20 protein-coding genes and 2 pseudogenes are annotated in these 19,565 nt (G+C 63.1%); 10 read left to right on the top strand and 12 right to left on the bottom strand.

Going from position 1 to position 19,565, the window contains the following annotated elements; genetic code table 11:
* Window positions 1-136, top strand: a pseudogene (locus tag EN859_RS12335) (IS701 family transposase); the annotation flags it as partial.
* Between the two features lie 401 nt (window positions 137-537).
* On the opposite strand, the gene EN859_RS12340 reads toward EN859_RS12335, so the two are convergent.
* From EN859_RS12340 to EN859_RS12360, 5 genes are all read right to left on the bottom strand, one after another.
* The gene (locus EN859_RS12340; protein WP_127854374.1) at window positions 538-2,181 is read right to left on the bottom strand and encodes a Na+/H+ antiporter; all 1,644 of its coding nucleotides are present in this window, start codon (window positions 2,179-2,181) and stop codon (window positions 538-540) included.
* Between the two features lie 132 nt (window positions 2,182-2,313).
* Complete coding sequence (locus EN859_RS12345; protein ID WP_127854375.1) at window positions 2,314-3,567, bottom strand: L,D-transpeptidase family protein; 1,254 nt, start codon at window positions 3,565-3,567, stop codon at window positions 2,314-2,316.
* Between the two features lie 328 nt (window positions 3,568-3,895).
* On the bottom strand, window positions 3,896-4,411 hold the full coding sequence (locus EN859_RS12350; protein ID WP_013896002.1) for a winged helix DNA-binding protein: 516 nt from the start codon (window positions 4,409-4,411) through the stop codon (window positions 3,896-3,898).
* Window positions 4,412-4,625: 214 nt separating this feature from the next.
* Window positions 4,626-5,048 carry a DUF6163 family protein gene (locus EN859_RS12355; RefSeq protein WP_127854376.1) on the bottom strand — a complete coding sequence of 141 codons (423 nt, stop codon included), beginning with the start codon at window positions 5,046-5,048 and terminating at the stop codon, window positions 4,626-4,628.
* A complete protein-coding gene (locus tag EN859_RS12360; protein WP_127854377.1) occupies window positions 5,045-6,091 on the bottom strand; it encodes an enoyl-CoA hydratase/isomerase family protein in 1,047 nt (348 codons plus the stop codon). The genes EN859_RS12355 and EN859_RS12360 overlap by 4 nt, the downstream gene beginning before the upstream one ends.
* 174 nt (window positions 6,092-6,265) lie before the next feature.
* Between EN859_RS12360 and EN859_RS12365 the strand changes: the two genes are divergently transcribed.
* The 3 genes from EN859_RS12365 (at window position 6,266) to EN859_RS12375 (ending at window position 9,207) form a co-directional block, all read left to right on the top strand.
* Window positions 6,266-7,093, top strand: a complete 828-nt coding sequence (locus EN859_RS12365) for a DUF2066 domain-containing protein (protein ID WP_127854378.1) — start codon at window positions 6,266-6,268, stop codon at window positions 7,091-7,093.
* A 170-nt stretch (window positions 7,094-7,263) separates the two neighbouring features.
* Window positions 7,264-8,295 (top strand): porphobilinogen synthase, encoded by a 1,032-nt coding sequence (hemB, locus tag EN859_RS12370; RefSeq protein WP_127854379.1) that lies wholly within the window; start codon window positions 7,264-7,266, stop codon window positions 8,293-8,295.
* A gap of 267 nt (window positions 8,296-8,562) precedes the next feature.
* Window positions 8,563-9,207, top strand: a complete 645-nt coding sequence (locus EN859_RS12375; protein WP_127854540.1) for a dihydrofolate reductase family protein — start codon at window positions 8,563-8,565, stop codon at window positions 9,205-9,207.
* A 163-nt stretch (window positions 9,208-9,370) separates the two neighbouring features.
* On the opposite strand, the pseudogene ppk2 reads toward EN859_RS12375, so the two are convergent.
* Window positions 9,371-10,290 (bottom strand): annotated as a pseudogene (ppk2, locus tag EN859_RS12380) (polyphosphate kinase 2).
* A 223-nt stretch (window positions 10,291-10,513) separates the two neighbouring features.
* Here ppk2 and EN859_RS12385 point away from each other — a divergent pair.
* Entirely contained in the window at window positions 10,514-11,554 is a 1,041-nt protein-coding gene (locus EN859_RS12385; RefSeq protein WP_127854380.1) for an aldo/keto reductase, read from the top strand.
* 38 nt (window positions 11,555-11,592) lie between these two features.
* Here EN859_RS12385 and EN859_RS12390 read toward each other — a convergent pair whose 3' ends face one another.
* Complete coding sequence (locus tag EN859_RS12390; protein WP_127854381.1) at window positions 11,593-12,564, bottom strand: glycosyl transferase family 90; 972 nt, start codon at window positions 12,562-12,564, stop codon at window positions 11,593-11,595.
* 238 nt (window positions 12,565-12,802) lie between these two features.
* On the opposite strand from EN859_RS12390, the gene EN859_RS12395 reads away from it, so the two are divergent.
* Window positions 12,803-12,961, top strand: a complete 159-nt coding sequence (locus tag EN859_RS12395; protein ID WP_127854382.1) for a hypothetical protein — start codon at window positions 12,803-12,805, stop codon at window positions 12,959-12,961.
* 74 nt (window positions 12,962-13,035) lie between these two features.
* On the opposite strand, the gene EN859_RS12400 is transcribed toward EN859_RS12395, so the two are convergent.
* Both EN859_RS12400 and EN859_RS12405 read right to left on the bottom strand, forming a co-directional pair.
* Window positions 13,036-13,293 (bottom strand): DUF982 domain-containing protein, encoded by a 258-nt coding sequence (locus EN859_RS12400; protein ID WP_127854383.1) that lies wholly within the window; start codon window positions 13,291-13,293, stop codon window positions 13,036-13,038.
* Window positions 13,294-13,351: 58 nt separating this feature from the next.
* On the bottom strand, window positions 13,352-14,017 hold the full coding sequence (locus EN859_RS12405) for a GntR family transcriptional regulator (RefSeq protein ID WP_127854384.1): 666 nt from the start codon (window positions 14,015-14,017) through the stop codon (window positions 13,352-13,354).
* A 163-nt stretch (window positions 14,018-14,180) separates the two neighbouring features.
* Here EN859_RS12405 and EN859_RS12410 point away from each other — a divergent pair, with 163 nt between their 5' ends.
* Together EN859_RS12410 and EN859_RS12415 are read left to right on the top strand one after the other, a co-directional pair.
* The gene (locus EN859_RS12410) at window positions 14,181-15,434 is read left to right on the top strand and encodes an MFS transporter (RefSeq protein WP_127854385.1); all 1,254 of its coding nucleotides are present in this window, start codon (window positions 14,181-14,183) and stop codon (window positions 15,432-15,434) included.
* Between the two features lie 42 nt (window positions 15,435-15,476).
* A complete protein-coding gene (locus EN859_RS12415; protein WP_127854386.1) occupies window positions 15,477-15,851 on the top strand; it encodes a DUF423 domain-containing protein in 375 nt (124 codons plus the stop codon).
* A 75-nt stretch (window positions 15,852-15,926) separates the two neighbouring features.
* Here EN859_RS12415 and EN859_RS12420 read toward each other — a convergent pair whose 3' ends face one another.
* A complete protein-coding gene (locus EN859_RS12420; RefSeq protein ID WP_127854387.1) occupies window positions 15,927-16,064 on the bottom strand; it encodes a hypothetical protein in 138 nt (45 codons plus the stop codon).
* A gap of 62 nt (window positions 16,065-16,126) precedes the next feature.
* Window positions 16,127-16,270, bottom strand: coding sequence for a hypothetical protein (locus EN859_RS12425; protein WP_127854388.1), 144 nt, complete (start codon window positions 16,268-16,270; stop codon window positions 16,127-16,129).
* A 145-nt stretch (window positions 16,271-16,415) separates the two neighbouring features.
* Between EN859_RS12425 and EN859_RS12430 the strand changes: the two genes are divergently transcribed.
* The gene (locus tag EN859_RS12430; RefSeq protein ID WP_127854389.1) at window positions 16,416-17,492 is read left to right on the top strand and encodes a LacI family DNA-binding transcriptional regulator; all 1,077 of its coding nucleotides are present in this window, start codon (window positions 16,416-16,418) and stop codon (window positions 17,490-17,492) included.
* A 15-nt stretch (window positions 17,493-17,507) separates the two neighbouring features.
* Here the strand turns inward: EN859_RS12430 and EN859_RS12435 are convergent, their stop codons facing one another.
* Window positions 17,508-18,686 (bottom strand): OpgC family protein, encoded by a 1,179-nt coding sequence (locus tag EN859_RS12435; protein ID WP_127854390.1) that lies wholly within the window; start codon window positions 18,684-18,686, stop codon window positions 17,508-17,510.
* A gap of 204 nt (window positions 18,687-18,890) precedes the next feature.
* On the opposite strand from EN859_RS12435, the gene EN859_RS12440 reads away from it, so the two are divergent.
* Window positions 18,891-19,565 (top strand): alpha/beta hydrolase, encoded by a 675-nt coding sequence (locus EN859_RS12440; protein WP_127854391.1) that lies wholly within the window; start codon window positions 18,891-18,893, stop codon window positions 19,563-19,565.

A 19,565-nucleotide genomic window follows, 5' to 3' on the forward strand; every position in this document is an offset into this window, starting at 1 on the left:
TTGGCGGATCGAGCGAGACTATCAGGAACTCAAGCAGGAGCTGGGACTGGGCCACTACGAAGGCCGAGGGTGGCGGGGCTTCCACCACCACGCCAGTCTCTGTATCGCCGCCTATGGCTTCCTGGTCGCTCTGAGGGAGACGATTCCCCCCTCAACTCCAGCTCGCGCCCAGGGCCGCCAAACATCTGGTCTTCCCGACGGTTATCGACCCCGCGGATCCTCCGATCCGACCAGAGCGGCACGTCCCGACCTCAATCCCGACCATCCGGCGACGCCTGACTGTGGCCCTGGCCAACCGTCTGCAACGATGTCCGTGCTGCACAAGAGCCATGGACAGTCCGCGTCAGGTCAGCAATTTATGACGCAGTAAGACTATGACGCGGTCGGAGAAAGGGGCGATCCAGTTCTGGTATCAGCAGGAGGTCCTCAAATGCGGAGCCGTGGCCTCCGGCCGGTGATGGCTGTCGCAGGTTGATATTTTCCACGCTAAAGCGACGTTGGTGGCGTAGCTGCGGATCTCCCCCAGGGGAGATGCCGCTATTTCCTCGCCCGGCGCCCCTTCAGCAAGGCCTCGCTCAGCGTGATTTCGGTGAGCAGCGCCTGCATCGTGTGATCATTGATCTCGCGACGGCGAAACATGGCGCGCACGGCTGTGCGTTCGGCCTCGATGCCGGCAAGCCTCAGCTCGAGCTCAAGCCGTCCGGCCTCCCTTGCTTCGGCGCGTCCTTCATCGGCCTCGTCCGAGGCGGCGATGCGACGCCGGTAGCCGGCGACAATGCTGTCGGCCGCGGCCAGCCGGGCGCCGGGCACCTCGCCGTCCCCCGCATCCGCCCCGGCTATGCTCTCGATGCGGGCGATGGCGGCCTTGGCCGCACCGACACGCGCCAGGCGCTCCTCGGCCGCTCCAGCGTCCTCGCCCGGCTCGACCAGCCCGCGTGCGATCCTGGGCAACGCGAGGCTGGCGATCACCAGCGAGCAGATGATGACGCCCGCGGCCAGGAAGATCACCACATCGCGCGCCGGAAAGGGCGAACCGTCCGGCATGGCGAGCGGCAGCGACAGGATGCCGGCAAGCGTGATCGCGCCGCGCACTCCGGCCACCGAGCCGGCGAGACGGACGCGCAGCCCGAACGGTTCGGCCTTGTGCTTGCGCAATCGCGCCGAGATGCGGGTCGCGATATCGCCGACCCAGATCCACAGGAAGCGCAGCGCGATCAGGCACAGCGTCAGCGCCAGCACCGTCAGGATCGGTTCGATCACCGGCAGCCGGCTGCTGAGTTCAGGCGGCACATTGCGGATGATGTCGGGAAGCTGCACGCCGAGCAGGATGAAGAGCGTGCCGTTGAAAACAAAGGAAAGCGTCGTCCACAGCGACATTATCTGGATGCGGGCGGAGACGCCGAGGAAGCGGAAAATCCCGGAGCCGCCGGTGAGCAGGCCGGCAGTGACCGCCGCCAGGATGCCGGAGGCCCCGACATGCTCGGCGCCGAGATAGGCGACGAAGGGCAGCAGGATCATGACCAGCACCTGTGCCTCCCCCGGCACGCCGCCAATGCGGTTCAGCAATTGCAGCACCTTGGCGGCGACGAACAGCGCCACCGCGCCGGCCAGGATGCCGGCTGCGACCGCGTAGAGGAAACTCAGGGATGCAGCGGCGAACGAAAAGCTGCCGGTCAGCACCGCCGCCACGGCGAAGCGGAACATGACCAGGCCCGACGCATCGTTGAGTAGCGACTCGCCTTCCAGAATATGCATCAGCCGCGCCGGGACCACGTTCCTGTCGACGATCGAGGACACCGCCACCGCGTCGGTCGGCGACAGCACCGCAGCGAGCGCGAAGGCAACGACGAGCGGGATGCTCGGCACCAGCCAGTGCAGGGCGTAGCCGAAGCCGACGATGGTGAAGAAGGCGAGCCCGATGGCAAGATCCAGTATCGGCCCGCGCAGCGCCACCAGTTCGCGCTTCGGCGCACCATAGGCATCGCCGAACAGCAGCGGCGGAATGAACACCAGCAGGAACAGCTCGGGATCGATCTCGACATGCATACCGCGCACCGGCCAGGCGAGCGCCGCGCCCATGGCTATCTGCAGCACCGGCAGCGGCACCCGCACCAGCCGGACCAGCGCGCCGGAAACCGCGACGAAGACGAGCACGACCAGGATGAAGACGGCGACATGCATGGCGCGATTCCGAATCTTTCCCGGACCATGCGCAAAGCCCGCCGATCCGTCCGGCCCGGTATGCAACAACGCGCCGGTTAAAAGCAAAAGGCCGCCTTCTTCGGCGGCCTTTTCAGAAAAAATATCAGTCGCTTATAGCGAAGAGGTGATCTGCAGTTCGTTGGCCCCGTCGAGGCCGTAGATGTCGTCGCGGAACTGCACCACGCCAGTTCCAGTCGACCAGGCGGAGACATAGAGGAAATAGACCGGCACCGGGTTTGTGACCTGTACCGGCGTGTTCTCGCCGGTCTTGATCGCCGCCTCGAAATGCTGGCGGTCCCAGCCAGGCGTGTCGCGCAGGATCCAGGTGACGAGGTCGCGCACGTTCTGGACGCGCACGCAGCCCGAGGAATCGAAGCGCATCATCTTGCCGAACAGGCTCTGCTGCGGCGTGTCATGCATGTAGACACCGTCGGGGCTCGGGAAATTGATCTTGACCGAAGCCATCGCATTGCCGGAGCCCGGATCCTGGCGGAACCGATACTTCGCCGCGTCGTCGGTCGACCAGTCGACCGTCAGCGGATCGACCTCGCTGCCGTCGGGCGCGAACAGGCGGATACGGCTGTCCTTGAGATAGTTGGGATCCTTCCGCATCAACGGAATGATGTCCTTGCGCACGATCGAGACCGGCGCGTTCCAGTAGGGATTGACGATGATCTCATTGATCTTGGAATTGACGATCGGCGTCTGGCGGTCGATCTTGCCGACGATCGCGGTGTGGCGCAGCACGACGCGGTCGTTCTCGACCGCCTCGATCTGGGCGCCCGGGATGTCAACCAGCACATAGCGGTTGCCCAGCGTGCCGGCGCGCTCGCGCAGCCGCTGCAGATTGGTCTGCAACTGACCAAGCCGGATCTGCGCCGAAACATTCATCGCCGCGTAGGTGTACTTGCCCAGGGCGCCGTCGGTAGGCAGGCCATGACGCGCCTGGAAGCGCTTGACCGCTGCATCGACATAGGAATCGAAGGCCGTCGAAATGCCGGCGCTCTGTGCCAGGTCACCGGAAATCATCAAGCGCTTGCGCAGCGGCACCACATCCGGATCGTCGACGCCGAGCTGCAGCTTCTTGGTCGCCGGAACCTGCTCCCAGCCGCCTTGGGCGATGATGTTCTGATACTGCGCGACCGCCTGTTCGGTGTACGCGACAGTCTGCAGGCTGAAGATCGGCAGCGTCGAAGCCACCTTGCCGCCCCCGCTGGCGCGGGCGTCGAACTGGTCGTCCCAATTACCGCGGGCCGAGGATTTCAGGATATCCCCGATCACGTCCTGCGCACTGGCGCTGCCTGCAACCATCGCGGCTGCGAGCGCGGAGGCTCCGGAAAGAAAGAAACGGCGGCTGGTTCTCATGGACGTTCCAACATTATTGCAGCAGTTCGATCACCGGGCGATCTTGCCCGAACTCTAGGGTTGGCATTCTTAACAATTAGCCAACCATGGCCCGCATCACTTCAGCGAGAAAGGGCGCGCGACGCGGAGGATGAGCTCATGGCTTTGCCACAGCACATCATCCGCATCCTCGCTTTCACTGGGAATATGGCGGCAACGTGGCCTTGGCGGTGATTTGGATCGGCCGGCGTGACGAAAAGGAAAGGCCGGTGCTTTTTCGGCACCGGCCTTGAGTTGCTCCCCAGCCGCGCTTCTTCGGCGCGGTCCCCTCTGATGTGTCTGATCTGCCTTACATCCGGTAGGCAATCGTGTCGTTCCAGAAGCGGTCGAGCCGCTGCAGCGCACGGTTCATCTGCTTGAACTCGTCGGTGTTGATGCCGCCGACCTGCTCGATCGAGCCGACATGGCGCTCGTAGAGGCCGGCGACGACGTCCGCCACCTCGTTGCCTTTCGGCGTCAGCGAAACCCGCACCGAACGGCGATCGATGCGCGAGCGCTGGTGGTTGATGAAGCCGAGGTCGACCAGCTTCTTCAGATTGTAGGAGACGTTCGAGCCGAGATAGTAGCCGCGCGAGCGCAGTTCGCCGGCGGTCAGCTCCGAATTGCCGATGTTGAACAGCAGCAGCGCCTGGATGGCGTTGATGTCGGAACGGCCGTTGCGGTCGAATTCGTCCTTGATCACGTCAAGCAGACGGCGGTGCAGACGCTCTACCAGCTGCAGCGATTCCATGTACAGCGAACGGATCGCCTCGCGGCGGTCGTCGGATACGTTGGCGGTCTTCGCCGCCGGACGCGAATTGATCATTGTCTTTGCCTCTCGTTTGACGCCCGGTGATTTTTTGTTTTTCACCTTGATCGCGACACTATCGAATACTCATAAAATTCGACTTAAACGCCAAGGCTAACAAGAGCTTACCGGTAAGAGGTTTCGAAAGAGGCTTAACGAACGGTCACGCGAGCAAGGATAATTAACCTAAAGATTTAGCCAACGATTTTGGGGTGACCTGACGCTGCCCGACCTATCGCCGCGTCTGGCGCTTCTGCAGCCAGATCACCACCCGGAAGACGATATAGAGCAGTGCTGCCGTCGCGTGCGAGGCGACGATCAGCAGCCGGTGGCCGAAAAGCTCGGGAAAGCCGGCATACATGACGGTCTCGGTCACCGCGCAGATGAACCAGATAACCGGCCCCCACGACGCCAGCATCCACAGGCCGGCGGCGGCGAAGGGAAAGAAGACAGCGAGCACCACCGCGGCCACCTGCCAGTGCACCGGCATCAGGTCGAAGCGCCACAGCGGACCGGGGTAGAAGCCGATCAGCCGGATCCAATACAAGATCCCGAACAGCAGGCAGTAGCCTGATATAACGCGCTGGAACCAGGCGAAGATGACTTCAGCCGTAGAAGGCTGGAGCACGACGCGTCTCGACGTGACCTCGCTCACAGTTTGAGCTCCCGTTCGCCGAGCGGTGCGAAATAGGCATCGACGTCGGCAGCGCTGACGGCATCGAGGCTTGCCGGCCGCCATTGCGGCGTCGAGCCCTTGTCGATGATGGCGGCGCGGATGCCTTCATAAAAGTCGTGGCCGGCAAGCATGCGGTTGAGGATGCGGAACTCCATCTTCATGCACTCGTCCATCGACAGCGTCAGCCCGGCGCTGATCTGGCGCCAGGCGACATGCAGGCTGGTCGGCGAGCGGGTGCGGATCGTCGCCAGCGTCTTTGCCGCGAACTCGTCGGCGGCCGCTGCCCGCTCCAGGCTGCTGATGATCTCGGCCAGGGACGGTTGCGCGAAATGGCGGGCGATGGCTTCCAGCGTCGGCCTGTCGGTCTCGCGCCGGGCCGGTATGAAACAGCTGCGCAGCACCGATTCCGGATCGCCGGTCGCGGCCAGCCGGTCGAGGAAGCCGGCTTGGTCCTCGGCCTTGATCGTATGCGAGGCCAGGCCCGACCATAGCGCATCGCCATAGCGTATGCGGTTGCCGGTCAGGGCCAGATACATGCCGAAGCTGCCGCAGAGGTCGGGCAAAAGATGGCTGGCGCCAACGTCCGGAAAAAAGCCGATACCGACTTCCGGCATGGCGAACTGGGCGTTCTCGGTCATCACCCGCTGCGAGCCGTGGAACGAAATGCCGACGCCGCCGCCCATGACGATGCCGTCGATCAGCGCGACATAGGGTTTTTTGAATCGCGCGATGCGGGCGTTGAGCTGGTATTCGTCGGCGAAGAAATCGACAGGCGGGTTCCCTGCGCGGCCGGCCTCGTAGATATGCAAGATGTCGCCACCGGCCGAAAACGCCCTGCTTCCCTCAGCCTTGACGACAACAACATCGACGCCGTCATCCCGCTCCCAGGAACGCAACGCCTTGTCGAGCGCCTTGACCATGCGATGGGTGACGGCATTGAGCGCCTGCGGCCGCGTCAGCGTAACGACGCCGGCCTTGCCCAACCGTTCGAAGCGAATCTCGTCGCCTCCGCCAAAATCCATGGTGACAGAATCCTCGTCCCCGCCTCGCCGGGACTGAAGAGCTAAAGCGTGACGCATGGGCGCGTCAATGGCGGCAGCGCAATCCTGCTGCCTTGGCCGGCACCTGCAGCCGGTGCTAGAAAGTTGGCTGCCAGGCCGGGCAAAAGGCCGGGGCTTGGAGCCGGACGGTGGGTCATGCCTGGATTTTCGCGCCTGTTGCTTGTGGTGATCGGCCTGGTGACCGCTTGTTGGACGGTTTATCCCGCAATCGCGGCAACCGTCGATGAGCTCTACCAGTCGCAGACGATCGTCACCGGCCAGGGTGAGGTGAACCGCCAGACCGGCTTCAAGGCCTGCCTGGACGCGGTCCTGGTCCGCGTCTCCGGCGATCAGCGGCTGCCGAAAAGACCCGAGATGGCGGCGCTGCGCGATAAGGCCGGCAGCTTCGTTGCCGAATTCCGCTACCACGACCGCCTGGAAGGCATTCCGGTCCATGATGAGCAAGGCACCCATGACCGGCCGCACGACCTCACCTGCCTCTACCAGCCTGCGGTGATCGATCCGCTGCTTGCCACGCTCGACAGCCGGCCATGGCTTGCCGAGCGGCCGCGCCTCGCGGTCTTCCTGGTGGCTGAGCAAGGCGCAAGGCATTTCGCGCTGACCGCCGACGAGCAGCGCGGCCAAGCCATGCGCGAATCCTTCGTCAACGCCACCCAACCGCTACTCATGCGCATCACATTCCCGCAGGCCTCGCTGCTCTCCGCCTCCGGGCTGAGTGACAAGGCCCTACGCGACACCGACATAGCGACGCTGGACCAGCTTGCCCGAAAGGCCGGCGCCGACCAGGCGCTCGCCGGCAGCATCGTGTGGAGCGACAAGGAGCTGGGCTGGATCGCCGACTGGCGGCTTGCCGCGGGCGGCAAGACCTACAATTGGCAGGTGCGCGGCGTCAGCTTCGATGAGGCGTTCCGCGTCGCCATGCGGGGTGCGGTGCAGGTGCTGTCCGGCAACGGCCAGCCTTGACAGGTTGTTGCCGGCCCTTCATCCGCCTGCTGGCACCTTCTCCCCGTGAAGAACGGGGAGAGAGTAAGGGTGAGGGGCAGCGCGACCTCGGGCGATTGCCTGGCACAATCGTGTCACATTGGTCAGCGCCAAAAGCTCGTGGTAAAAGCCGCCGATCCGGAGTTTTGGCGATGAACAAATTCACCCCCGCAAAGCCTGCCGGCGCGCGCAGCGTCGATGAGATCACCGGCAGCCGCCGCTTGCGCCGCATGCGCAAGGCCGACTGGTCGCGCCGCCTGGTGCAGGAGAACCGGCTCTCCGTCGACGATTTGATCTGGCCGATCTTCGTCGTCGATGGCGAGAATGTCCGAGAACCGATCGCCGCCATGCCCGGCGTGTTCCGCCTGTCGCTCGACCTTGCGGTGAAGGAAGCGGAGCGTGCGGCAAGGCTCGGCATCCCGGCGATCGCCACATTCCCCAATGTCCAGCTCGCCCTGCGCGACCAGACCGGTTCGCACATTCTCGACCCGGAAAACATCATCAACCGCGCCACCCGCGCCATCAAGCACGCGGTGCCGGAGATCGGCATCATCACCGATGCCGCGCTCGACCCGTTCACCAGCCACGGCCATGACGGCATCCTGCGCGATGGCATCATCGTCAATGACGAGACGGTGGAGCAGGTGACCGCTGCTGCGGTCATCCAGGCGGCGTCGGGCGCCGACATCATTGCGCCCTCCGACATGATGGACGGTCGCATCGGCGCCATCCGCGACGCGCTCGATGCCAACGGCTTCCAGGATGTGGCGATCATGTCTTACGCGACGAAGTTCGCCTCCGCCTTCTACGGCCCTTACCGCGAGGCGGTCGGCACCGCCGGCTTGCTCAAGGGCGACAAGAAGACCTATTACATCGACCACGCCAATTCCGATGAAGCGGTACGCGAAGCCGAGCAGGACCTCGCCGAGGGCGCCGACATGCTGATGGTCAAGCCCGGCCTGCCCTATCTCGACATCATCCGCCGGCTGAAGGACGAGTTGCAGATGCCGACCTTCGCCTACCAGGTGTCGGGCGAATATTCGATGATCAAGGCGGCTGCCGCCAATGGCTGGATCGATGGCGAAAAGGCGATGCTGGAATCACTGCTCGCCTTCAAGCGCGCCGGCTGTGACGGCATCCTGACCTACTTCGCGCCCGAAGTGGCGGCGATGCTGAAGGGGTAGTCACCTTTCGGAGACATACCTTGCCTCAGGTGATAAATCCCCCTGCCGGCGAATGGTCTCGAAATCGCGACGTGGCCGCGACCGCGACGCGATCACCCTGCCCTCACCCTCCTAGTCAAGTTGCCCGGTTGCGTGGGCACGATCCTTTTCGCGAACGGCCGTTCAGGCGACGCTAGTCAATATCGGAAAAAACCGCTTGCAAAACGCAATCAGTTTAGCTAGGAGACAACTGCTTGCATTTCACAACTGATTATGGAGAAGACAGTCATGTCCAAACTTCGTGTCAATGGTTTCAGCCTGTCGATCGATGGCTTCGGCGCTGGTCCCGACCAGGACCTGAAAAACCCGCTGGGAGTCGGCGGAGAAGCCCTGCACAAATGGATGGTCGGCACTCGAACCTTCCGCGACGTGTTTGGCGAAGATGGCGGGACCACGGACACGGACGACGCGTTCGCGGCGCGCAGCTTCGAAAATATCGGGGCGTGGATCCTGGGCCGCAACATGTTCGGCCCCATCCGCGGACCCTGGAAGGACGAAAGCTGGAAAGGCTGGTGGGGAGACAATCCGCCCTACCATGTGCCGGTTTTCGTGCTGACCCATCACAAGCGCGTGCCAATCGACATGGAAGGCGGCACGACTTTTTACTTCGTCACCGATGGCATCCATGCCGCGCTCGAACAAGCCACCGCGGCAGCAGACGGCAAGGATGTTCGGCTCGGCGGTGGTGTCGCTACCGTCCGCCAGTATCTGCAGGAGAGATTGGTGGACGAGATGCACATGGCGATCTCGCCGGTCCTTCTGGGTTCCGGGGAGCATCTTTTCGCGGGCATCGACATGCCCAAACTCGGCTATCAGTGCAGCGAACAGGTGGCCACTCCGCTAGCCACCCATGTCGTCATCAAGCGCGAATAAACAACAGAAATCGTGGCATTTTGTCTGCACCGCTGCTGCGCTCAGAAGTAACGGCATGGATCCCAAGATCTGTGCCGCGACATCAGCCGACGAGCGCAGCGATTCAGGGCGCGCGGCCGCTTGTCGCGTACTGTTCCGCACGCCAGCAGGCCGCGAAGCAACCTCAATACTTCTCCGGCACGTAAAGCTCGCGCGGCAACACCTGGCGCTCGTATTCGGGATTGAAGACGGGCTCCGGCAGCGTGATCTCCTCGTGCGGCACCTCCTCATAGGGCATCTGCTTGAGAAGGTGGTCGATGCAGTTCAGCCGCGCCCGCTTCTTGTCGTTGCCCTCGACGATAAACCACGGGGCTTCGGGAATGTTGGTGCGGGCGAACGTCTCTTCCTTGGCCTTGGTGTACTGCTCCCAGCGCACGCGTGACTGCAGGTCCATCGGCGACAGCTTCCACTGCTTCATCGGATCGTGGATGCGCATCAGGAAGCGCATCTGCTGCTCCTCATCGGTGATCGAGAACCAGTACTTGACCAACGTAATGCCGGAACGCACCAGCATGCGCTCGAAATCGGGCACGTCGCGGAAGAACTCCTCGACCTGATCCGGTTCGGCAAAGCCCATCACCCGCTCGACGCCGGAGCGGTTGTACCAGGAGCGGTCGAACAGCACGATCTCACCGCCGGCCGGCAGATGCGGAACGAGCGCTGGAAATACCATTGCGACTTCTCGCGCTCGGTTGGCGCCGGCAGCGCGACGACGCGGCAGATACGCGGATTGAGCCGCTGGGTGATGCGCTTGATGACGCCGCCCTTGCCGGCTGAATCACGGCCCTCGAAGATCACCACCAGCTTCTTCTTGTGGTAAGCCACCCATGACTGCAGCTTGATCAACTCGGATTGCAAGGCGATCAGGTCGCGAAAATATTGCTGGCGTTCGATCGAAGGCGGATGCGCGTTCTTGTAGATCCTGGCGATCTCCATTGACAGCGCCGGCTCCGAAATTTCCAGCTCGTAGTCCTCATCGAGCGTATCGGCAAGCTCGGCTTCCAGCCAATCCCTGGCCCCGGAGTTCAGTTTGCTGTCGTTCATTGCGCTGCTCCGTGTGCAAGCTTGAGTGACTTGGATACAGGCCGGTAATGACGGTTTTATTGCAGCCAGCCTCAATGGCTGGCGCCGCCTCGCATCCGCGAGATGTGATCGATCCATCCTTGCGGCACCGGCGACAAGCTGCCCAAATTGTCCTACAAAATGAGGGGTTCATTGCTGGCTGCCTTCGAGGCAGCCCCTTTCAACACAATCGCGAGGACCTGACATGGAATACCGCACTCTCGGCCGTTCCGGGCTGAAAGTTTCGACACTGACCATGGGCACCATGACCTTCGGCGGCACCGGCGCATTTGCGGCGGTCGGCAAGACCGACCTCGACGAGGCGCGCCGCATGATCGATCTCTGCATCGATGCCGGCATCAATCTCATCGACACCGCCAACGTCTATTCGAACGGGCTTTCCGAAGAGATCATCGGCGAAGCGCTCGGCGGCAAGCGCAAGGGCGACGTGCTGATCGCCTCCAAGGCGCGCATGCGGATCGGAAAGGGTCCCAACGACGAAGGCCTGTCGCGCTACCATCTGATCCGCGAATGTGAGAAGAGCCTGAAGCGACTCAAGACCGATGTCATCGACATCTATTTCCTGCACGAATGGGACGGCATGACGCCGCTAGAGGAAACCATCGCCGCGCTCGATACGCTGGTCTGCCAGGGCAAGGTTCGCTATGTCGGCTGCTCCAACTATTCCGGCTGGCAGGTGATGAAGGCGCTCGGCATCAGCGAGCGCCAGCACCGGCCGCGCTTCGTTACCCAGCAGATCCACTACACGCTGGAAGCGCGCGAAGCCGAATACGAACTTTTACCGATCTCGGTCGATCAGGGGCTCGGCGTGCTGGTCTGGAGCCCGCTCGCCGGCGGATTGCTGTCCGGCAAGTATCACCGCGACCAGGCAACCGCCCGCCAGCTCAGTGGCTGGTCGGAACCGCCGATCCGTGACGAGGAGCGGCTGTGGCGGATCGTCGACGTGCTTGTCGACATCGGCAAGAGCCACGGCGTGTCGGCGGCGCAGGTGGCGCTTGCCTGGCTGCTCGGTCGGCCTGCGGTCAGTTCGCTGATCGTTGGCGGACGGACCGAAGCGCAGTTCAAGGATAATATCGCCGCTGCGGGCCTGGTGCTGGCCGAAGAGGAGCGCAGCCAGCTTGACGCGGTGAGCAAGCCGCCGGTGCTCTATCCCTACTGGCACCAGCAGTGGACGGCAAAGGACCGCTTCGGTCCGGCCGATCTGGTTCTTGACCGGGACGGCTAGTCGCAAGCAGCCGACCGCATCGAAGCGCATGCTGGCTACTAGCCCGAAATATAGCGCCAGACGTCAGGGTCGGGTTTGATCTGGCCGCTGAGCACGAAATATTTGTACAGCACGAGCAGGCAGATCGCCTGCTCGGCCCGCTCGTCGGCGAATGTGCGGCAATAGGCATTCGCGGCGACAACGATGCGTTCGGCTTCGGCCGGATGTCGTTCGAGGTGCCGTACCCGCTCGGCAAGATCAGCGAAATCCGGCTGCAGCGGCACATAGTGGATATTCGGTTCAAGCTGCCTTTCGGCAAACCAGGTCTCGTAGGTCGGCGGCGGCATCAGGCAGAGCGAATTCGAGCTCATGATCCATTTGAGGTTGGTCGCCACATCATTGCCTTCGAGTGATATGATGTAGCGATAGCGCCGCTGCTGATCGATGCTGAGATAAGGCTTGCGATACTCCGGCGGCGCCTTCGGTTTTGGCGAGCCAACATCGCAGAACGGCAAATCGCGCGCGGCTTCCAGAAGCAGGGTCCGTATCGGATTGTTGAGGTCGCCGCGCCAGACCGCGATTGGAAGCTTGTCCGCGAAGGCAACATCGTCGGCGGGCATGTGGAAGTGACGGAACTTGTTGAGCTTGAACAGGATCGCGTTCCTGTTTTCGCCGGCAATCGGCCGGGACTTGACGATCGACGGCACCTTCGGCACCCTGACGACATCGCCGAATTTCAGGTCGATCCGCAATTCGGGATCGAAGTAGCGGGCAAATTCCTTCAGATCATAATAGTACATGCTCCGGTCCGACGGCAGCCGGCTAATGCGCACAGCATTGGGACTCGGCGCGAAACCGTCCTGCAGGTTGTTGTAATAGTTGAGGCGCTCGCGGACCGACCGGTCGGGAAGCCTGGCCTGGTCGAGCAGCCTGCCCAGCCTGCGGCGGAACAATGCCTGCGGTGCGATATCGCGCATGGCGTTGCGGGCATAATAGAATAGCTTCTGAGCGTTTCTTTGAAGCGTGGCCATTCGGTCGTCTGATTCAAAATCGGTCGGCGGCTCTTGGCAGCTATCCCCGGTCTTTTCTAAACCCAAGTCTTTTCTAAACCCCAGTCTTTTCTAAACCATTGTGTCAGGCATGACGCAAGTCTGGGACTGCGCAGAACCCGGCTGCCAGGCATCCATGGAGCCGATCGCCGCTGACGGTGTTGTGTTTATGACCCAATGCTCTTAGGCAGGGGGCCAAGAAGAATGAAAGGAAAACGATATGGCGCGAGCACCGAACTACGGCCAGGAACGCAAGGAGCGCGACCGGCAGAAGGCGGCCAAGAAGGCGGAAAAGCTGGCAGCCAAGGTCGCAGCCAAGGAACGTTCGAAGCCCGACGACCAGACCAAGTCCGAAAGCGAAGCGGAAACGACGGAGTAGCACGACATCTAATCCGCGAGGCGGACCGGGGTTTCGGACAACAATCCCGCTGGGTTCAGGAATCTCATTGAGTTTCAGGCTGGCGCCTTGTCACTGACGAAGACGTTCACCTCGCGCGCAGCAGCGATGAAGGCGCGCCTGGCGGTCATGGCCGGCTTGTCGCCAGCCAGCGCATCATGACAGGCCTGCAGTGCTTCGCGGTGCTTGGGGCTGCGCTTGCCGGGCCAGCTGTTGAGGAGGTAATCGGAAGTCTCGCGCACCGTGCGCAAGAGCTGATTGCTTCCCGCAGTGCCCTTGACGGTCACGGGTGTTTCAAATCGGTTGTTTTCCATGGCCGCTCTTACGCCATCGCCACCTGCGAAGCGAGGCGAAAGTGCTGGCTTTCGCAAATCAGGCAGCGACGACGGCAAATCCCCTGGCGCGCAGGCCGCGCCGGTCATTGTGCAGCGACATCACCAGCCGGTCGCGGCTGCCGGTGATATGGGCCGAAAGCAGCCGTGCGGCCTTGTCGGCAACGCCTGCCCGCACCGCCGCCAGAATGGCATGATGTTCGGCCCAGGCACGGCCGAGTGCTGCCTCGTCGCGAACCTCCAGCCAACGGGCGCGCGACAGGCGCGTCATCGCATCGCGGACCGCCCGGAACAGGAATTCGTTGCCGGACAGTCGCGCCAGCTCGATATGGAAATCCATGCCGACGCGGTGCCATTCCTCGCGCGGGGTGCTGGCGTCGCATGAGTCTAGCATCGCCTCGACGACATCGACGGCGCTCCTGTCCTCAAGGGCACAGGTCAGCCCGAGTGCCGCAACCTCGACCGCTTCGCGGTAAACGGCGATCTGCTCGAGCTTGGCAAGGTTGATGGGCGAGACCGTCCAGCCGCGCCCGTCGCGGCAGACCAGCCCCTCCGTCTCAAGCCGCAACAACGCCGCCCTGACCGGCGTGCGCGACGCCCCGAAGCGGCTCTCGATCCAGCGTTCCGTCAATCGCTCGCCCGGACCGACCTCCAGGCCGAGGATCATCTCGCGAAGCTGTTTTTCGACATTCTGCATCTGCGACATCGTGGTTCCGTTTGCTGACGATCGAGCTCCGGAGTTTGCCGATCACGTTTGAGGGCGCTGCATTGACAGCGCCTGAGGTAGCGTCCATGACGGATACCAAACTGGTATCCCAAATTGGTATCCGCAGCAAGCCGCCATATGGACTGCACGGACAGGATATGACATGCAGCAAGACCGCACAGCCCAAAGCGCGCACAACATCCATTGGCGGCGCAATCTGTTTGTCTGCTTTGCCGGTTCGTTCAGCACGCTCGTCGCCATGACCTTGCTGTTGCCCTTCCTGCCGCTCTATGTCGAGCAGTTGGGTGCCGAGGGCCATGCGGCGATCGTGCAATGGTCCGGCATCGCCTATGGCGCGACGTTCTTCGCCGCCGCGCTGGTGGCGCCGCTCTGGGGACGGCTCGGCGACCGCTATGGCCGTAAATTGATGCTGGTGCGCGCCAGTTTCGGCATGGCCGTCTGCATGTCGCTGACCGGCATGGTGCAGACGGTCTGGCAACTGGTGCTGCTGCGCCTGCTGATCGGTTTCGCCGGCGGTTATTCTTCGGGCTCGACAATCCTGGTCGCCATGCAGACGCCGAAGGACCGTTCCGGCTGGGCGCTCGGCGTGCTGTCGGCCGGCATCACGGCCGGCGCCCTGGTCGGGCCGCTGCTCGGTGGCGCGCTGCCGCCGCTGATCGGTATTCGCGCCACCTTCCTGCTCGCCGGCGGCGTCATCTTCCTGGCGTTTCTGGCAACCACGTTCCTTATCAACGAGCCCCCTCGCCAGGCGGCCACAAGCGCGGAACACAAAGGCAAGCCGAAGGGCGGCTGGTCGCAAATTCCCGACAAGCGTCCCGTCGTCGCCATGCTGGCGACCGGAATGCTGCTCAGCTTCGCCACCATGTCGATCGAGCCGATCATCACGGTCTATGTCCAGCAGCTCATCAAGGACACGAGCCGGGTCACGCTGATCTCCGGCGTCGTCATGTCGGCGGCGGCACTCGGCGCCATCCTGTCGGCCTCGCGGCTCGGCAAGCTCGCCGACCGCATCGGCCACTGGAACGTCATCGTCGCGGCCCTTGCCGTCTCGGCGCTGCTGCTGATCCCGCAAGCCTTCGCCACGCAGGGCTGGCAGCTCGTCGGCCTGCGGTTCCTGATGGGCTTGGCACTGGGCGGCCTCCTGCCCTGCATCACCAGCGTCATCCGCCACAATGTTCCGGACGGCGTCGGCGGCAATGTTCTCGGCCTGTCGATCTCGGCCCAATATGTCGGACAGGTCGCAGGCCCGTTGCTCGGCGGCTTCGTCGGCGGTCATTTCGGCATGCGTGCGGTGTTTCTCGGCACGTCCGTGCTGATGGCAGGCGGAGCGGCATATAACTGGCTGGTCCAGTCACGCCGCGAACGGGACATGCTGGTGCAGGCCGGCAAATCCTGACAGGTTCCGCAGACTCGTCGGTCAAATCACGGAGAACTGAGCATGAGCACGGCCGAACACCCGGCAGGCACCAGCGGCCGCATCCTTGCCTTCGCCGGCGGCCTCTGCGGCGCGGCGGGCGTGGCGCTGTCTGCCGCGGCGGTGCATCTGGGCGGTTCATTCGTCGGCACGGCCGCGTCCTTCCTGCTCATGCATGCGCCGGTCTTTGTTGCCGTCGGGCTCTGCGGCGGAAATCTGGGCTTGCGAGCCGGCAGCCTCATCCTTCTCGTCGGGCTGCTGCTATTTTCGGGCGACCTCCTCGCCCGGGACTTCCTTGGCTCGCGGCTTTTCCCGATGTCGGCGCCGATCGGCGGCACCTTGCTCATCGCCGGCTGGCTGGTGATCGCAGTTTCTGCCTTGTTCCAGCGGCGCTCCTGAGACGGTATTCCTGCACCAATCGGGGTGGTTTGGCGCTTGCCGCCTCAAGCCGCGCTGGCCTTACAGGTGCTGGTCCTACCGGCGTTCGGGCCGCAGGTCGCGGTTGCGCGCGGCCGGTTTGGTCAAGCGAAGCCGCTCTGGCCGGCGGGAGGCCGGTGAGATGCCCCAATAGTTGCGGTAGATGTCTTCGAACAGATAGCTGACGGGATGCATGGGCTGCCTCCTAATAAGAATTGAATCGATCCAATCGACAGGCACAAAAAATACCTTGCCGATCAGCTCCGCTTGCGCTCGACGAGGAAATGCAGATCGCGAGCCCACGGACCGGTCTTGCCGCGGCGCTTCCAGGTCGCAACGCTCGACGAGATGCTCCAGTCGTTGCGGTAGATGTCTTCAAACAGGTAATTGACGGGATGCATGGCATGCCTCCTTCTTGAACCGATCCAATCAGTTGCTGGCAATGCAGTTGGATCGATTCAAAAATATACCATGGCATACAGATGTCAAGCAAATATTTGAATCGATCCAACGAAAGTGCTAAATGAGAGCCCGGAGGCAAGCAGAATGGCGTCACTCACCGAAGGTAACACAAGACCCGTCAGGCTGGCCGACATCGCCAAGGCTGCCGGTGTTTCACACGGCACCGCCTCCAATGTCTTCAGCCGTCCGGAGATCGTGCGTCAGGAAGTCCGCGAGCGGGTCAAGGCGGTGGCGGAGGCGATGGGTTATGCCGGACCCGATCCCAAGGGCCGGCTGCTGCGCGCCGGCAAGGTCAATGCGATCGGCGTCGCCACCACCGAGCCTCTCTCCTATTTTTTCGACGACCCCTTTGCCCGCGTCATGATGTCCGGCATCTCCGAGGCATGCGACGCCACCGGCGCGGGAATAGCGCTCGTCTCGGCCGGCAACCAGGAGAAGCTTGCCTGGAACATCCAGAGTGCGCTGGTCGACGGCTTCATCCTGTTCTGCATCGAAGGCGGCTCGCGCCTCGTCGAATTGACGCGCGAACGCAAGCTCCCCTTCGTGGCGCTGGAACTCGGCTTCCACGATGAGACCATCTCGGCGATCGGCGTCGACAACGTCGCCGGCGGGCGGCTCGCGGCGCGCCATCTCGCCGAGCTCGGTCATCGCCGTTTCGCCGTGCTGTCGCTGACCCTCGGCGAGGACCGCACTGGCTTTGTGACGCCGGAAGAAGTCCGCTCGGCGATCTACACCGGAACGCGCGACCGTCTTGCCGGCTATTTCGAGGAATTGTCCCGCTTCGGCGTGGATACGACGAAGATCCCGGTCTTCGAGACCGAGAACGAAGCGGCCAGCACCAGGGCTGGCCTCGAGGCGATCTTCGCAGGCGGCGAGCCGCCCACCGCCATCCTGGCGATGTCGGACCGCATGGCGATGATCGCGATCGAATGGCTGACCGCGCGGGGTCTGGCGGTTCCCGGCGATGTCTCCGTCATCGGCTTCGACGGCGTGCCGGACGCAGCCCTTTGCGACCCGCCGCTGACCACGATCGCCCAGCCGATCACCGAGATCGGCCGCCGCGCGGCGCACATGATCCTCGATTTCGACGGCGCGGTGCGGCGCGAGACGCTGGGCGTGGAGCTTCTGGTCAGAGCCTCCACCGGGCCAGCCAAGGCTTGAACCCGACGTTCTGCTTCAGTGATTGGCTCTTGCCGTCACCGGCTGCCCGCTGAAGGCTGCGCGCACCGGCGCCGCCTCGCTGCGGGCCGGCTTCCTGCCGGACCCGCCGATGGTGGACAGCCACTCGAGATAGAAGGCAAGCGCGAACTGCATGGCCATGCCGGCGGCAATCAGCAGGCTGTCATAGGCAAGGCCGCCCGGATTGATCAGCTTCATCACCTGCGCCACCATCGCGATCACCGTGCCGGCGATGAAAACCGGCAGCGAGCGCTTGCCGAGGATCGCCAGCGGGTTATCGCGGCTGGTGCGGAACAGGTTGGAGACGGCCGGAAAGGCGACGATCAGGTAGCTCACCGCCAGGATGTGCAGCAGCCTCGGCAGCGACAGGAACGTCTTGTCGAAGCCGGTCAGCACCACCGGAAGATCCAGCCACGACACGTGGCCCCAGAGCGGGCTGTGCACCCAGACGAGCGCCGTCGCGACATAGGCCGCTGCCGCGCCGACCAGCCAGCGATTGACCGGAATGCTGCCGCCGCGCCTGACATGCAGCGTGGCCGCCAGGCCAATGTTGAACAGGAACTGCCAGGACAGCGGGTTGAGGAACCAGAAGCCCGGCTCGGGGTAGTTCGGCGGAGCGATCTGCCAGATCCCGGCGACAAGCCATAGGGCACCGGACAGGATGAGTGCCGGCAAAGGGCTGTAACTGACGAACAGCAGGAAAGCCGGCGCCATTAGCAGCAGCACCGCATAGACCGGCAGGATATTGTTGTAGCCGAGCTGATGGCCGAGCGTGACGATGCCGACCAGCACTTCCGGCGTGTTCTTCATCAACGGTTCTATGTTGATCAGCTTCAGCAGCTCCGGCCTCCTGGCGAACACCGCCGCCGCGCAGAACATGCCCATCACCGCCATGGTCGTGACGATATGGGCGACATAGAGCACGCCGGCTCGCCGCCACATTTTCAGCGTCGCCAGCAGTCGCCCGCCAGACTGGAATTTCCCGCCATAGGCGAGAGCGACAGCCATGCCGGAGATCAGCACGAAAGCTTCCGCAGCATCCGAAAAGCCGAAATTCTTGTAGGTCAGGTACTCGTAAACGGTGCCCGGGACGTGGTCGACATATATGGTCAGGAGGGCGAAAGCCCGGAACACGTCGATGCGCGTGTCGCGCTCCGGCGAAGCTGGCATGGTCATCGATAAAAGGCCTCAAAGCTGGTTATTCATGCCTTGGCAATACGCCCGCCCGGCGCACTGCTTCTGATTCCTCCCGCAGGAGCATATCGGCGAAGAAACGGACTGAAATGCGCCTGGTTCGATCAACTTTCGCGGAGCTTGAAAATATTACGTTTTGAAGCCGGCAAATGAACAATAATATCGCGAAATCAAAAGGATGCGATCATGGCGGAAGAAAGCTTGGAAGACGGCGCCTTGCGGCGTGATCTGGCATTTTTCTACCGCTTCTACAGGCCCGCCAATTCGACCGGCGAATGCGTTTTCCTGCTTCATGGATCCGGCGTCGACGAGACAACTCTGGTTCCGCTGGGACGGCAAATCGCGCCGCGCGCGGCTCTGGTGGCGGTGCGCGGCCGAATTGCCCAGGAGGACGGCTTCCGCTGGTTTGCGCGGATTACGCCGACGCGCTTCGAACAGACGAGCATCCGCAGCGAGGCAGCCGCTTTCTCCGACTTCATCCCCGAAGTCGCGAAGCGCCACGGCCTCGATCTCTCCCACACGATTTTCCTCGGTTATTCGAATGGCGCCAATCTGGTTTCGAGCGTGATGCTACTGCATCCGGGCGTTGTCGAGCGCGCGGCATTGCTGCGACCGATGCCGGTGCTCGACGATGTGCCGCCGACCGACTTATCCAAGACGCGGGGGCTGATCGTCGCCGGCGCCGCCGACCTGACCTACGCGCCTTTCGCGCCGGCGCTTGTCACACTGCTCAACCGGCAGGGCGCCGAGGTCGACGCGCGGACCATTGCCTCCGGCCATGAAATCGGCGACCGGGACGCTGAGGCCGTCAGGCAATGGCTGGCCGGCCCGACCGCTTCAGTCGCACAAGCGGATCGATAA

Origin of the sequence: Mesorhizobium sp. M00.F.Ca.ET.216.01.1.1, assembly GCF_004010325.2 — a bacterium.
Lineage (GTDB): Bacteria > Pseudomonadota > Alphaproteobacteria > Rhizobiales > Rhizobiaceae > Mesorhizobium.

Bases quoted from the DNA above. Each gene is read 5' to 3' on its own strand.
- EN859_RS12410 (WP_127854385.1), top strand. From the start codon at position 14,181: ATGCAGCAAGACCGCACAGCCCAAAGCGCGCACAACATCCATTGGCGG.
- EN859_RS12340 (WP_127854374.1), bottom strand. From the start codon at position 2,181: ATGCATGTCGCCGTCTTCATCCTGGTCGTGCTCGTCTTCGTCGCGGTT.
- EN859_RS12365 (WP_127854378.1), top strand. From the start codon at position 6,266: ATGCCTGGATTTTCGCGCCTGTTGCTTGTGGTGATCGGCCTGGTGACC.
- EN859_RS12400 (WP_127854383.1), bottom strand. From the start codon at position 13,293: ATGGAAAACAACCGATTTGAAACACCCGTGACCGTCAAGGGCACTGCG.
- EN859_RS12405 (WP_127854384.1), bottom strand. From the start codon at position 14,017: ATGTCGCAGATGCAGAATGTCGAAAAACAGCTTCGCGAGATGATCCTC.
- EN859_RS12350 (WP_013896002.1), bottom strand. From the start codon at position 4,411: ATGATCAATTCGCGTCCGGCGGCGAAGACCGCCAACGTATCCGACGAC.
- EN859_RS12415 (WP_127854386.1), top strand. From the start codon at position 15,477: ATGAGCACGGCCGAACACCCGGCAGGCACCAGCGGCCGCATCCTTGCC.
- EN859_RS12430 (WP_127854389.1), top strand. From the start codon at position 16,416: ATGGCGTCACTCACCGAAGGTAACACAAGACCCGTCAGGCTGGCCGAC.
- EN859_RS12420 (WP_127854387.1), bottom strand. From the start codon at position 16,064: ATGCATCCCGTCAGCTATCTGTTCGAAGACATCTACCGCAACTATTGG.
- EN859_RS12375 (WP_127854540.1), top strand. From the start codon at position 8,563: ATGTCCAAACTTCGTGTCAATGGTTTCAGCCTGTCGATCGATGGCTTC.
- hemB (WP_127854379.1), top strand. From the start codon at position 7,264: ATGAACAAATTCACCCCCGCAAAGCCTGCCGGCGCGCGCAGCGTCGAT.
- EN859_RS12360 (WP_127854377.1), bottom strand. From the start codon at position 6,091: ATGGATTTTGGCGGAGGCGACGAGATTCGCTTCGAACGGTTGGGCAAG.
- EN859_RS12345 (WP_127854375.1), bottom strand. From the start codon at position 3,567: ATGAGAACCAGCCGCCGTTTCTTTCTTTCCGGAGCCTCCGCGCTCGCA.
- EN859_RS12440 (WP_127854391.1), top strand. From the start codon at position 18,891: ATGGCGGAAGAAAGCTTGGAAGACGGCGCCTTGCGGCGTGATCTGGCA.
- EN859_RS12385 (WP_127854380.1), top strand. From the start codon at position 10,514: ATGGAATACCGCACTCTCGGCCGTTCCGGGCTGAAAGTTTCGACACTG.
- EN859_RS12425 (WP_127854388.1), bottom strand. From the start codon at position 16,270: ATGCATCCCGTCAATTACCTGTTTGAAGACATCTACCGCAACGACTGG.
- EN859_RS12395 (WP_127854382.1), top strand. From the start codon at position 12,803: ATGGCGCGAGCACCGAACTACGGCCAGGAACGCAAGGAGCGCGACCGG.
- EN859_RS12390 (WP_127854381.1), bottom strand. From the start codon at position 12,564: ATGGCCACGCTTCAAAGAAACGCTCAGAAGCTATTCTATTATGCCCGC.
- EN859_RS12435 (WP_127854390.1), bottom strand. From the start codon at position 18,686: ATGACCATGCCAGCTTCGCCGGAGCGCGACACGCGCATCGACGTGTTC.